8 protein-coding genes are annotated in these 14,814 nt (G+C 38.1%); 7 read left to right on the forward strand and 1 reads right to left on the reverse strand.

All coding sequences use genetic code 11. The features are described from left to right. Window positions 1–128: 128 nt before the first annotated feature. From ACKWCD_RS14140 to ACKWCD_RS14155, 4 genes are all read left to right on the forward strand, one after another. Window positions 129–1,925 carry a hypothetical protein gene (locus ACKWCD_RS14140; protein WP_413984610.1) on the forward strand — a complete coding sequence of 599 codons (1,797 nt, stop codon included), beginning with the start codon at window positions 129–131 and terminating at the stop codon, window positions 1,923–1,925. Between the two features lie 222 nt (window positions 1,926–2,147). Beyond that, window positions 2,148–3,005, forward strand: a complete 858-nt coding sequence (locus ACKWCD_RS14145) for an endo alpha-1,4 polygalactosaminidase (RefSeq protein WP_413984611.1) — start codon at window positions 2,148–2,150, stop codon at window positions 3,003–3,005. A 543-nt stretch (window positions 3,006–3,548) separates the two neighbouring features. After that, a complete protein-coding gene (locus ACKWCD_RS14150; protein WP_413984612.1) occupies window positions 3,549–5,981 on the forward strand; it encodes a TonB-dependent receptor in 2,433 nt (810 codons plus the stop codon). A gap of 3 nt (window positions 5,982–5,984) precedes the next feature. Then, window positions 5,985–6,875: a DUF4249 family protein gene (locus tag ACKWCD_RS14155; protein WP_413984613.1), complete on the forward strand. Its 891-nt coding sequence runs from the start codon at window positions 5,985–5,987 to the stop codon at window positions 6,873–6,875. Between the two features lie 472 nt (window positions 6,876–7,347). On the opposite strand, the gene bshC is transcribed toward ACKWCD_RS14155, so the two are convergent. After that, window positions 7,348–8,949, reverse strand: coding sequence for a bacillithiol biosynthesis cysteine-adding enzyme BshC (gene bshC, locus ACKWCD_RS14160; RefSeq protein WP_413984614.1), 1,602 nt, complete (start codon window positions 8,947–8,949; stop codon window positions 7,348–7,350). Between the two features lie 172 nt (window positions 8,950–9,121). Here bshC and ACKWCD_RS14165 point away from each other — a divergent pair, with 172 nt between their 5' ends. From ACKWCD_RS14165 to ACKWCD_RS14175, 3 genes are all read left to right on the forward strand, one after another. Beyond that, window positions 9,122–11,581, forward strand: coding sequence for a M14 family zinc carboxypeptidase (locus ACKWCD_RS14165; protein WP_413984615.1), 2,460 nt, complete (start codon window positions 9,122–9,124; stop codon window positions 11,579–11,581). A gap of 147 nt (window positions 11,582–11,728) precedes the next feature. Beyond that, on the forward strand, window positions 11,729–12,085 hold the full coding sequence (locus tag ACKWCD_RS14170; RefSeq protein WP_413984616.1) for a bleomycin resistance protein: 357 nt from the start codon (window positions 11,729–11,731) through the stop codon (window positions 12,083–12,085). Window positions 12,086–12,252: 167 nt separating this feature from the next. Then, complete coding sequence (locus ACKWCD_RS14175; RefSeq protein ID WP_413984617.1) at window positions 12,253–14,763, forward strand: glycoside hydrolase family 3 protein; 2,511 nt, start codon at window positions 12,253–12,255, stop codon at window positions 14,761–14,763. Window positions 14,764–14,814: the final 51 nt, after the last annotated feature.

Below are 14,814 nucleotides of genomic sequence, written 5' to 3' on the forward strand. Positions count from 1 at the left end.
ACCTAGGTTTGTGGTGTTGTTAGTTCAACAATCAAGTTTTGTGGTCTTGCTCGGTTCGGTACTGCAGATCAAAACCGAGTAGGTCACACAAAACCAAATTAAAAGTTTAACCACAAAATAAATAAATTATGAAAACGCAAAACAGATTATTGAAACTTGTTATTTTATTTTTAGCCCTCAGTATTGTCGGTGTTAGCTGTACCAAAGATGAAGTGATACCGCCGGTAGAGGTTATCGATACCGACAAAGATGGTATTGTAGATAGTATTGATAAGTGCCCAAATGAAGCCGCCCCAGGTAGTACAGATGGTTGCCCCATTGATACTATTGGAGAGCTAGACCAAACTGAAGGTACAATTTCTGAAGATGATTTTGAAGCCTATCAAGGGGAGTTAGGGGTTATTATAGATGCTAGACCTCTTGCGCGAAAAGGTCATAAACCTACCCAAGTAACCATTAACGTTGCCGCTAATACTGGTAATTATACAGAGACAGTACCCTTAGATGAATTTTCGTTTCTAGGGCAACTAAAATTACCTGTAGAAAACTTAAGTGATATGGCTAAAGATGAACTTATTGGGGGTGTACAAATTACACCCGAATATAAAGATGCCAGTGGTAATACTATTTTTACTCAAGAACCAACTACGGTATCATTTCAACCTAATCCATCAATAACATCGGCAAATACGAATGGGCTAGCGGAGACAGAAGAAAACACCACCTTAAGTTTTCGTGATGGTACATCATACTATATTCAGCGCATGAACACTGATGGCACTGCCAGTAGCGAGGCTTGGAGATACCTCCCTGAATTTGGTACTAATGACCTTATGACTTCCAATACTTCTGAATTTAATGGTAACGAACCTGATCGAAGCTTTACCTTTACACCTATATCTGGTGAGCCAAATACCTTTGCCATAAAGCATACAGAATCTTCTAGATATTTGCTAGTCGGTGATGTTAGGATTATAAGGCCTAATGGGGAAATTACTGAATTAGGATTACATTCTGGACCTAAAATGAGTGATCTAACAACCTTTGCTCAAGTTGAAGCCTCTCCGGTTTTTAACTCCTTCAAATTTAAATTTGAACGTCAAATCGATGGTAGTTATATTATTCAAGGAGGTGTTAATAATACCCCAATAAAACAATTACCCGGCTATGGATTAACGATAAGTCCAGATATAAGAATTTTACCTATACAAAGAGTGGTTGAAGCCGAAGATCGCACCTGGCGCATTGTATCTACAGATATTGAATGGAGCGTGACCAATATTGGCACTTCATTTTTGGATCCTATTTTATCAAAAGCAGAAACCTCGTTAAAATACAACACTATTCTCACAAATTGTGGCAGTGGCGATTTAAGTCAGAGTGCTGGTGTAACACTTTCTGAAACCGTTACGAACACCATTGGTTGGGAAGAGAGCTTATCTATGAGCACCTCGAATACCATTGGGGTGTCTGCCACTTTGGATGTAGATTTTTCCGTTAATATTTTAGGTTCGGAGTATGGTGTGGGTCTTAGCACTACCACTAATTATTCACACTCTTGGTCTTCAACAGAGACCAATAGTAATTGGGAAAGTGAAAATATAACAAATAATCAAAGTCTATTAGTTGAAAGAACAGTTACCGTACCTTCTGGAAATGCTTCTTTAGTATATGATGTAATACAGTTTTATCCTAACACTAAAGTAAATTTTGCACAACGCATGCGTGTTAAAGGTACAGACGGCGGTGTTCCCTTAACTGGAGAAGAAATAAGAAGTCTATTTTATATCAGTGGATTTAATGGTGTTGTAACCGCAATAGAAGCAGATGCCATTGTAATTACCCTAAAAGGTACGATGACCCTTGATAAAATAGTTGATAGCGAAAGTAATGTTCAAAATGTAGATCCAAATTGCGGTGGATAATAGAAACAATTTTATTTGAGTTAGCTATTTCAAAACAGGCCTTCGGGCCTGTTTTTTGGCTTAAGTAGACTTAAGAGTCCATACTTGATATCCTTTTTAATTAAAAACAAATAAAACCAGTATTCAAATCACATTGGGGAATTATCACCGTTAGTTATTATAGAGCCCTACGCATTATTCATGTGTATCACTATTTCTCCTATTCTTAATAACATGCAGAAAATGAATTTGTTTAGCATAATATATTGTTTCTTTTTCCTTTGCTCTTGTGAGCGCAATTCAGATCAAATAGTCAATGAAAATACAGATCAAATTGAAAACGATAGCATTTCAACACAAAATACAGCCATAGCTGTCTACAATCAAGCCTATCAAGAAAATTACGAAGCAGACGCTATCGTCGATATTCTTGTCAATGCTAAAAACTCATATGTTTTAGTAGATCCATTCGGTGAAAATCTCGTCGAGTCTATTGCAGCTCTGAAAGCAAACGGAAATGAAGTGGGTGCCTATATCAGCATTGGTACAGGAGAAACCTATCGCGACGACTATGAACAACTCAAACCATTTCTAGTTTCAAAAGCCTGGGGTGAATGGCCTGATGAGTTTTTTGTAAACCAAACTACAACGGGTATTCTAGAAATTATGAAAGCTCGTATTGATAAAATTGCTGCTTGGGGTTGTGATTGGGTAGAATTTGATAATATGGACTGGGCTTACGATGAGGACAACAGAGGCATTTACGGGTTTCAGGTTACTGAAGCTGAAGCTATTTCCTATTTTCAAGTCTTGTGTGATTATGTGCACGAAAAAGGAATGAAGTGTATGGCTAAGAATATGACTGAAGAAGCTACAGCTTTTGATGGGGTCCTTTATGAATCTTACAACAATGATAAAAATTGGTGGGATCAATCGGGAGCGCAAAACTTTTTAGATGCTGGCAAATTAGTCATTATCAATCATTACAATGAAACCAACTGCGGACAGGTTTATTCAGATTATAAAGGCATTTACAATAGCAATCTATCTTTTATTTGTGAAGATGCCAACCTTAAAAAGTACGTTCATTTTAATGATTGAAAATGATTATAAGGCTTAGAACAAATTTCAAAAACAAAAGCTCGGAGCTGTCGCTCCGAGCTTTGTTATTTTTTCCGGTAACCAGCCGGAAATCATTCAACCAAACTAACAAACTAAAAATCTTTTCTGCATATTTAGACGTCATATATTTCAAAACCTTGCGCAGAGTATACGTTAAACTTTGTTAAAATAGAAAGTTGCATTTTTATAAAATCTAAGTACGTTAAAACATCTTTCAGAAAGAAGTTAAAAAGTCTTGAACCATAACTAAAATAACAATCCGAGTGTCATTTTAAGACTTCAATAAAGGAAAAACAAAACAGTGTTTCTTGCTATTAGTCTAAACTCACATTTATCGTTTTGTTAACAACAGCACTCAAAAAATAATTCTTTCTTGCAGTCAAATCAAACCAACCAACGAATTGATTACAACTGGAAAACTGCACGTAAAAGACCAAACCATTTGCAACTACTTCAACCTCGTATTTGAAAATTTTAGTTGATAGTTTTAGCAAATTTTACAAATCAAAAAACCTAACCAGTTTGACAAACAAAATCTATTGCGCAGCAATTTTGCTTTTTCTGTTTTTTCAGGGATATGCAAAAGACCACTCCGACTCCCCCGACAATTCAAAACTCTTTTATCAATCATCCGAGTATACCATTAGTGGATATATTACCGAAACTGGTAGTGGTGAAAACCTCTTGGGTGTTTCCATTTATGTACCCGAACTGAAACTAGGAACAACCTCAAACGACTACGGATTCTTTTCGTTAACCCTCCCTGAAGGCAGTCATGAAGTTTACATTTCGTACATCGGTTATGGAACGGAGATCAAAACAATCGAACTTAACAAAGATGCTGTTTGGGCCGTTGAGCTATCCACTTCCGCAGAGTTTTTAGAAGAAGTTGTAGTCACAGCAGACGAAAAAGTCAAGGAGAGTAAGGTCACGCAAATGAGTACGGTAAAAATTAATCCATCCGTAATTCAAGATGTCCCTGCGCTCTTAGGAGAGAAAGATGTCTTAAAGACTTTGCAACTGCTTCCTGGTATTCAAGCAGGGTCTGAAGGTAGTTCAGGATTCTTTGTACGTGGGGGAACTCCCGATCAAAACCTCATTGTTCTCGATGATGCCGTAGTTTATAATTCCAATCACCTCTTCGGATTCTTTTCTGTTTTCAATGGAGATGCCATAAAATCCGTAGAAGCTTTCAAAGGAGGTTTCCCCGCTCGTTTTGGGGGACGGCTATCATCAGTCATCAAAATAGACATGAAAGATGGTAACAAAGAAAAGCTTTCCGGAAAGTTCAATATCGGTCTAATTTCATCTTCGATATTATTGGAGGGTCCTATCAACAAAGGAAAAACTTCTTTTATTGTAAGTGGGCGCCGCACCTATGCAGATGTATTGGCACGTCCTTTTATCAAAGCAGAAACTGATGGTGAAGGCGAGGGAGGATATTACTTTGCAGATCTCAACTTTAAAATCCATCACATATTCAGTCCTAAAGACAAAATTTATTGGAGCAATTACTATGGAAGGGATAAATTCTATGGAGAGACGAATGAGCAAAATTATGAAGACAAAGTTCGTCTAGGTTGGGGAAATATCACCTCTACACTGCGTTGGAATCATCAATACAACAATAAACTTTTCTCGAACACCTCATTGATTTTTAGCAACTACGAATTTAAGGTTACTGGTGATTTTAAAGAAACCTTTCAAGATGGCGAAATCGAAGAATCCTTCTTTAGAACCAGTTCAGGTATAAATGATTTCACGCTAAAAACCGATTTTGATTATTTCCCAAATAGCAAACACAGCATTAAGTTTGGAGCATTGGCCACCAATCATCAATTTAAGCCACAACGAATTTTAATCAAAGATGATTTCGCCGGAAATGTTGATGCCACCCAAGAACTAAATTCTTTTGAAGGGGCAGTGTATGCAGAAGATGATTGGAAACTTACCGATAAATTAAGAATCTCCCCTGGTTTTAGATTAAGTTATTTCAAACAAGGAGATAAACAGTATGTGAATCCTGAACCGCGTCTGGCACTTGCCTATAACTACAAACCCGATTTAGCCTTCAAAGCCTCATATACGCGAATGAATCAATACATTCATTTACTATCCAGTTCAGGTATCGGACTTCCCACGGACCTTTGGGTTTCTTCTACGGATAGAGTAAAACCACAAACTTCTCAGCAGTTTGCCATTGGAATTGCAAAGGATTTTTTTGATAAGGACTATTCGATTACTGTAGAAGGATATTACAAAACTATGGATGATGTCATTGCCTATAAAGAAGGGGCTTCTTTTTTAGCTATTGAGGATTTGGAAAGTGGAAAAACAACCAATTGGGAAGATAATATTACATCAGGCCAAGGTTGGGCCTACGGAGGAGAAATCCTGCTAAGAAAACAAACTGGCAAACTCACTGGATGGTTGGGTTATACTCTTGCTTGGTCTGAAAGACAATTTGATGAATTGAATTTGGGTAAGAAATTCTTTGACCGCTATGACCGTAGACATGATATTTCGCTAGTAGGAATTTATAAACCACATGACCGAATTACACTTTCGGCTACTTGGGTGTTTGCTACGGGTAATAATTATACCCTTCCGAATTTACAGCGTTTGAATACTCAAGATGGATTTCCAATTCAAAATTCGAGTAACTTCTTCGGTGGTGAAACTCAAGAATTTTCTACACAACGAAATAATTTTAGAGGTGAATCTAGCCACCGTCTTGATCTTGGGGTACAGCTACATAAAAAACTAAAAAAAGGCCGTGAACGTACTTGGGGGTTTTCCTTGTATAATAGCTATGCTAGACAGAATCCGTTTATCTATACTACGGGAGAGTCTTTTTATAATTTTGACGACCCTAATGCCACGGTTGAAAATGAACTCACACGAACATCTGTGTTGATATTGATTCCTTCCTTTAACTACACCTTTAAATTTTAAGCTATGAAAAAGTATATCCCATTTTTTATTGCAACACTAGTTTTATTCATCTCCTGCCAAAAAGTTGTTGATGCGGATGGCTTGCTTGATATAGAGGCGAAAGTATTTATTACGAGTTATATATCTCCCCAAGATACCGTTCTTCGGGTAAATGTATCAAGAGCCCTTCCCGTTTTTGGTACGCCGTTGAGCGTTCGAGACCAAGAAGCAAACCAAGAGAAATTCTTAATCAAAGATGCCCAGGTTACTATTTCAGATGAAGCTGGTAATAATTCGAATTTATCATATTCCGAAGAAGACAGAACCTATTTGGCAGATGCCAGTACTTTGGCCATTAGATCAAATCAAAGCTATTTTTTAAAAGTCATCGTTGATGGAAGTGAGTATAATGCTTCTTGCAGGATTCCCGAAAAGGTGGCTGAAATAAATGAACGGATAAATTTTAGAGAAAGTAATTTTGGGGGACGAGAGGTCGACATCAATCTTGCCTTTCAAGACGCCGAAGAAGGAAGAAGTTTTTACATTCTAGGTGGATTTGTTGCCACAACCTTCCAGATTGAAGGCGAAGAACCTCAAACCTTTGATTTTGGTCTATTCTTCGAATCTGATGAGTTTCTTTCAGATAATCTAGAAGATGGAGGTACTTTGAGCGGAAGTGCATTTTTTAATGTAGGTAGTGACGTAGATGTTATGGAAAATACAGTCACACTTCAGGTTGCCCATGTTGAAGAAGCCTTGTTTCAAAATCTAAAAACGGCCTCTACCAATGCCGATGCTGATGGTAATCCCTTTGTGGAATATGCTATTGCTCCAAATAATATCCAAGAAGAAGGTGCAGTTGGCGTTTTTGCCGGGTATCAGCTTACTGAGAAAGTGGTTGAGTTGGAGTTGTAAATGGTATTGAAATCTAATTTATACAGATTTTTCGAATGTCAGTTCGAGTGTTTTTTGAAATGAAATATAGAGAAAATCAACAGGAGGATCTCGCCCTGCCGCGGGATGAATTCAGTCCGCCAATTTGATAAAAAATCAAATCGGGACTTCATTCAAAGTAAAAGCTCGGGAACCACCCCGAGCTTTTCATCAAAATCAAAAACCAACCTAAACACATTAAACTGATTGATTATTTAGCTAACTAACTCAATTAAATAATCATAGCAATTTTTATATATAACAGCTATGTTCCAAAAAACCCTACCTAAAATTTATTTTTTTTTAAAATCCTTGAAAAATTACCCTCAAAAGGCTCGGATGGACCGTATAGCAGTGTTATGACAAAAAGACAATCGCAAACAACACTGTCATGCTGAGCCTGCCTACCGGCAGGCAGGCTTGTCGAAGCGCTATGGCATTCTGAAGTTTTAATCTAAAATTTTAAAATAGCAAATTGAAGGTCAAGAGGTTTCAGAGCTTTTAACAAAGTTGGAATCAAATCTTCACCAAATTCCAAAAATAGCTCTGAAAAATTGAGATTCCGTTCTTGTAATGATTGCCCTGGAAAAAGTTCATTTTGAATTTCCGTCATGCGTACGACATGATCTTTCAGCTTTCTTTTTTGAGCCCTTAGCAGCCGTTTCTCTAAATTGTCGAGTCCTTTTTTCTGTTTGAGTTCTTGTGCCTTTACAGCTCCTAAAAAAGAAGGATCGGTTTGCTCTGCAACTTCGTAAAGGGACTTAAAATGTTCTTCTAGCAATTGCTTTTGAGGAGAAAAGTCAATATCAATATTTGAAATACTACGTATCTTTTTATTGATAAAACTGTGTTGCTTTAGAAAAAGATCTTCAATAGCAACATTCATCTTATCTAACTTAGCGCCTTGTTTTTGGGTCATCGCTAAAACGGAGTTACGCAGCAACAACATAGGAAAAGGAATACTCATCGCTTCAAAATTCGCTTTGAGCTCTAACCAATATGCTAACTCTCCTCCGCCTCCGATATAACAAAGATTTGGTAAGATTACTTCTTGATATAAAGGTCTTGTGATGACATTCGGAGAAAATCGTTCTGGGAAATTGTCAATCTCTTTGGTTAACTCATTTTTAGTCCAAGTTATTTCAGAATCTACCACTCCAAAATTATCTCCGTCTGCAACAATACGTTCACGAACACCATCAATCAAATAAAAGTAGTTGATCTCACGCGGATTCACTTGAATTCCGTAAGAATCTGAAACTGCGGTTAGTTTTTCAATAGAAACTGAAACTTTCTCGAAAGATTTCTGCTCAAAAATATCTTGCTTCGCATACGGAATCAACAAACCTTTCAAATCGCGATCATCGCCATCAACGATAACAAGCCCTTGCTCTCCAAAAAGTTCATTCGCTAAAAACCGAGTGGCTTCTGTCAAGGTTTCATGTTCCAAATATGCTTTCTTGAAAAGTTCTTTTAGCGTTTCTGCGTTTTTGGAACTTCCCAATCCATTCGAAAAAGCTTTTAAAACATCATCAAGTCCATCCGTTTTTAAATGTCCGACCGCTCCCGATGCCTCGCGATTCCATTGTAATTTCTTTCCTTTAAAATTAAAATAATTGATCTCTTCAAAATCATGATCTTCGGTTGCCATCCAGTAGATGGGTACAAAATTATATTTCGGGTATTTTTTCTTGAGCTCGGTTGTCAAGTTTATCGTAGAAATAATCTTATACAAAAAGTACAGCGGACCGGTAAAAAGATTCAATTGATGTCCTGTAACCACTGTAAAAGTGATAGGTTCTTTAAGCTGCTTTAAATTTGCTGCCGTCTTCTTAGAAATTTTTGTGCTGGAATATTGCTTTTGTAAAGCCTCGTATAAGACTTCTCGATTAGCATCCGGAAAATTCTTGGCTTTCTCCTCGATTTGACCCTTAAAATTTTCCAGTGTGGTAAAACGATTGTAGAATGGTTTTAGGTCATTTTTTTGATCTAAATAATCACAAATCAATGCTGAAAAATAACCAGTATTCTTAAAGGGTAAACAGTCAATATCCATATAAAAACTAAAAATTCCGTGTAAATATAAAATTCCTTGATTTTAGAGTTCCTAAAAATACGTTAATTAGGTGGGTTAGTCATCCAAAAAATAACACCGATCAAAGATTTTAGGGTTGAAATACGATCTATATTCCTTACCTTTCTTTCTTCTCATAATCAAACTATAGTTCATGAAAAAATTACTACTCCTTAATGCCTTTCTATGCGCTTTTTTAAGCTTTGCCCAAGAACTAAAATCTCCTTCTGAGTTTTTAGGATACGAACTCGGCAGCCAATTTACCCGTCATCACGAAGTAGTCGATTACTACCAATACTTGGCATCAGTCGCTAGTGATCGCGTACAATTACAAGAGTATGGCAAAACCAATGAACGCAGACCACTTTTACTAGCTTATGTTAGCTCGGCTGAGAACATTCAGAATATAGAGCGCATTCGTGAGGAGCATATGAAAAATACCAAAGGCGAAGGCGAACCCTCAAAAGCCATTGTATGGTTAAGTTACAATGTGCATGGTAATGAAAGTGTCAGCACAGAAGCTTCGATGCAAACCATTTATGATTTATTGACCAGCAAATCGAGCTATTTAGAAAATACCGTCGTATTGATGGACCCCTGTATCAATCCTGATGGTCGTGATCGTTATGTGAATTGGTACAACCAGTTTAAAAATTCACCCTATAGTGTTGATCCCAATAGTAAGGAGCATCATGAGGGTTGGTTAAGTGGTCGTGCGAATCATTATATGTTTGATTTGAACAGAGATTGGGCTTGGCTGACGCAGGTGGAAAGTCAACAGCGTTTGCAATATTTCAACAAATGGCTGCCTCATGTACATGTCGATTTTCATGAGCAGGGAGTTGATAATCCGTATTATTTTGCGCCTGCGGCGGAACCGTATCACGAGGTAATCACAAATTTTCAAAGGGATTTTCAAGTTAAGATCGGAAAGAATCACGCCAAATATTTTGATGCCAACGGATGGTTTTATTTTACCAAGGAAGTTTTTGATTTGTTGTATCCTAGTTACGGAGATACCTACCCTACTATGAATGGTGGTATTGGAATGACCTACGAACAAGGGGGAAGCGGACGTGCCGGCTTGGCGATCAAAACTAGAATTGGAGACACGCTTACTTTAAAAGATCGTATTGCGCATCACCACACCACAGGACTTTCAACCGTTGAAGTAGCTTCAAAAAGCGCGAAGAAATTAAATGAGGAGTTTAAGAAATTCTATAAAAACAAGAATTTCAAGTACAAGAGTTATGTGCTCAATGGAGATCGCGATAAAATAGATGCACTGACCTCATTACTCAGCAAACACAATATTGAATATGGCTGGGGAAAACAAGGCAGCGCCAAAGGTTTTTCATATGATACTGGAAGAACACAAAGTCTAAAAACAACCGATAAGAGTCTTGTAATACATACAGATCAGCCTAAGGGGACATTGGTAAAAGTACTTTTTGAACCAAGAGCAAAACTTAGCGATTCAGTGACTTATGATATTACGGCTTGGTCCTTACCTTATGCCTACGGATTGAATTCCGTAGCATCTGAATCTAAAGTGAATTCAGCGGTAGCAGGTTCGTCTAGCAGCCCATCTGAAGGAGCAAATATTAATGACGACACCTACGCCTATGTAGGTGATTGGAACAGTTTGAAAGATGCGCGCTTTTTAGCAGATCTACTCAAAGAAAAGATAAGGGTGCGTGTTACGCACAAACCCTTTTCTTTAGATGGGAAAACGCATAAGCGTGGCAGTCTTATTATTACCAAATCGGATAACAAAAACAATGCGAGCTTTGTAAAAACCTTGAGTTCAATTGCTGCAAAACATTCTAAACCTTTGACTGCAGTACAAACAGGTTTTGTAGATAGCGGAAAAGATTTCGGCTCGGGTTACGTACAGATGATTGACGATGTAAAAGTGGCACTATTATCCGGTGAACCTGCATCTACCCTTCGTTTTGGGGAAGTTTGGCACTTTTTTGAACAACAATTAGAATATCCTTTAGCGGTAATTGATTCGGAATATATGAATCGTGTAGACTTTTCAGAATACGATGTTTTGATTTTACCTGGCGGATGGGGTTATAAAAGTTTTATGTCTAAGGATAAACTAAAAGAGCTCAAAGAATGGGTAAGTAATGGGGGGAAATTAATCGCCATGAACGGATCAATCAAGTCACTAACTGGGGAGGATGGATTCGGAATCAAAGTCAAAAAAACTGAAAAAGACAGCACCAAATCAGTTCAACCATTTGACGGTTCAGAACGCGAACGTATCAAAAGTGCAATTACTGGAGCTATTTTCAAAACCAAAGTAGACCCCACCCACCCTCTGGCATATGGCTACGACAACAGTTACTTCACACTAAAACTAGGTGACGATTCCTACGAGTACTTGACCAATGGCAATGTGGTATATCTAGAAGAAAATCAAAACAAACCTGTCTCCGGTTTTGCCGGTAGCAAGGCCCAAGAAAAGATAGCCAAAACCTTGATTTACGGTGTTGAAAGTCACGGGCGCGGAAGTGTCGTCTACATGGTAGACAACCCTTTATTTCGTGGTTTTTGGGAAAATGGTAAACTCTTCTTTGCCAATGCGCTCTTTATGGTGCACTAAATTTAAATGAATTGGAATAGTGCACTTAAATATAGGTATGTTTACGAATGCCATTAAGTTTTTGTAAGAATAGCTCAGGTTCTTATTTTTATTTAAATTTATTGATACACTGCGTTCGATTTGAAGTTCAAAAATACTGGTGAATTTATGCTGACAGCTATCAATCCGAAATTACCCATGCGAGACAAAAATGTTACCAAAGACTTTTATCTCAACAAGTTGGGGTTCAAAACTTTCGGAAGCACTGAGTATGACGATTATTTAATGCTCGAAAAAGACCAAATTCAAATTCACTTCTTTTCATTTAAAGAACTTGACCCCAAAGAGAATTATGGTCAAGTGTATATCAGAACAGATAATATTGACAACTATTACAAATTCTTATTGGACCATAAAACAAGCATCCACCCGAATGGAAAACTAGAGACCAAACCCTGGGGTCAAAGGGAGTTTTCCGTCCTTGATCCAGATAGTAATCTATTGACATTCGGACAAAGCATATAGAAAAACGAACCCTTAAAGACTAGCAAAATATGCTAGCTAATTAAAATTTTCTTGTGATATCCGCTAGTCAATAAATGCCATGTTTCTAGCACCGTCATTCAGATTTAATTGAAGAAATATGTTACATTGCAGTTAACAAAATTTCAAATAAAATCATTTTTTTCAATATGCAAGTTATCAAGTCCTTATCACTATCGGTCTCAATTTTATGCGCGCTTTCCATTCTATTGGTCAGCTGTGAAGAACAACAGAAATCTACAAATGAAGAAAAATCTACTGACCTAGTAAATCCCGAAGATTGGGCAAGCATAAAAGCACTTCCATTAGATCCTGCTATTGAGGCGCAAATAGATGATATTTTACCTAAACTAACCTTAGAACAAAAAGTTGGTCAAGTTATTCAAGCTGATAACGGTTCAATTACTCCTGAAGAGGTTAAAAAATATCGTTTAGGGTCAATTCTAAGTGGTGGTAATTCAGCACCTGGACCACTACCCTACGCGGATACCAAAACCTGGTTAGAAATGGCCGATCAATATTATAATGCATCTATTGATACTGAGGGTGTTGAAATTGCAATACCCACTATTTGGGGCATTGATGCAGTGCACGGTCACGCTAACTTGAGTGGCGCCATTATCTTTCCGCATAACGTAGGACTTGGTGCTGCCAACAACCCAGATTTAATTGAGAAAATTATGACAGTGACGGCGCATGAATTAACTGTTTCTGGGCATGATTGGACTTTTGCGCCAACTCTAGCAGTACCTCAAGATATACGCTGGGGCCGAAGTTATGAAGGGTTTTCAGAGAACCCTGATATAGTGAAATCATATGGAGAACGTATTGTGTATGGTCTACAAGGTCGTTTTGGTGAAGAAAGTTTTATGGGAGAAGGGCGTGTTATCTCTAGCGCAAAACATTTTCTTGCTGATGGTGCAACGGAAAAAGGGGTTGATCAAGGTGATGCGAAAATTAGCGAAGCAGAATTAAGAGACGTGCATGCTGCTGGTTACTATAGCGCCATTCCCGCTGGTGTGCAAACTGTTATGGCCTCCTTTTCAAGCTGGCAAGGCAGAAAACTCCATGGTGACAAAGAATTATTGACTGATGTTTTAAAAGGGCAACTCGGTTTTAACGGTTTCGTCGTAGGTGACTGGAATGGTCACGGTCAAGTTCCTGGTTGCACAAATATTGATTGTGCACAATCTTTAAACTCAGGTTTAGATATGTATATGGCTCCAGACAGCTGGAAAGGTTTATGGGAAAGTACACTCGCTCATGTAAAGAGTGGAGCAATTCCAATGACTAGATTGAATGATGCCGTTAGACGTATTCTACGTGTAAAAATTGCTTCGGGTATATTCACAAAAGGTGCACCAAGCACTCGCAAAAATGCTGGAGATAAAAACCTTTTAGGGCTTCCGAAAAACAAAGCAATCGGAAGACAAGCAGTTCGGGAGTCAATGGTACTACTAAAGAACAATGATGGTTTACTTCCATTGGATGCCATGAAAACGATACTTGTTGTTGGTGATGGTGCTAATAGTATTTCAAAAGCTTGCGGAGGCTGGACCCTTTCATGGCAAGGAACTGGCCATACAAATGAAGAGTTTCCGAATGGAGAATCAATACTCGCAGGTATTAGAGAAGCTGCTAAGGAAGCTGGTGGAAAAGTAATTTTTTCAGCCAACGGAGACTCAAATGAATCGGCAGATGTCGTAGTTGCGGTCTACGGTGAAGATCCATATGCAGAGTTTCAAGGAGATCTTGAAAATTTAGATTTTGTACCTAACGGATTTGATGTGGGCAAACTGACCAAATTCCGTGACAAAGGAATTCCAGTCGTATCTGTTTTCCTATCGGGACGGCCTTTATGGACTAACCCTGAAATCAACATGTCAGATGCATTTGTTGCCGCCTGGTTACCAGGAAGTGAAGGTGGCGGTATCTCAGACTTGTTATTCCAAAGAGATCCATCATATGATTTCACTGGTAGATTGTCTTTCTCTTGGCCAAATAGTGCCGTATTCTCCGAAGGTGACCTAAATTTATTTGATCTAGGTTATGGTCTAAATTATAAAAGCACATCTGACGTTGAGAAACTTTCAGAAGAATCAGGATTGGAAGACATTGTAGTTGCTTCTACTGGGAATTTTTATGGAAAAGGTGCGCCTATCGCCCCATGGTCGCTATGGCTAAAATCTGGCGACTTGAGCAAACAAATAGGTAGTTTTCCGACATCTGTGGGTGGTTTAATTATTAGTAAAACAGACCATGAAGCGCAAGAAGATGCTTTACGTATAAAATGGACCCAATCAGACGGAGATCAAGTAAGAGTTAGCACAGCTTCGCCGACTGATATGTCGCGTCAAAGCAATGGTGCGATGGAACTCACATTTTCCGCAAAATCATTTAAAGGGAATGACGCATTAGTTAAAATTAGTATGGGGTGCGATCAAGACGCACCATGTAATGAAACACTAGATATTACAATTTCCGGTAGTGATTGGCAAGAATATCGTATTAGCCTAAGTTGTTTTGACAAGCTAGGTATTGACATGACTAAAATCAGTACGGCTTTAATGATTACCGCTGATGGAGGTGTCGATATCGGACTCAGCCATATTCGCTTAGAATCAGATATTGATGCCAAACCAGGATGTACAGGCAAGTAAAGGTTTTTTGAAATAGAATAGATGAACCTATAGTAACCTAATTGAAAATTC

It is taken from the genome of Maribacter taeanensis, assembly GCF_047345145.1.
Lineage (GTDB): Bacteria > Bacteroidota > Bacteroidia > Flavobacteriales > Flavobacteriaceae > Maribacter_C.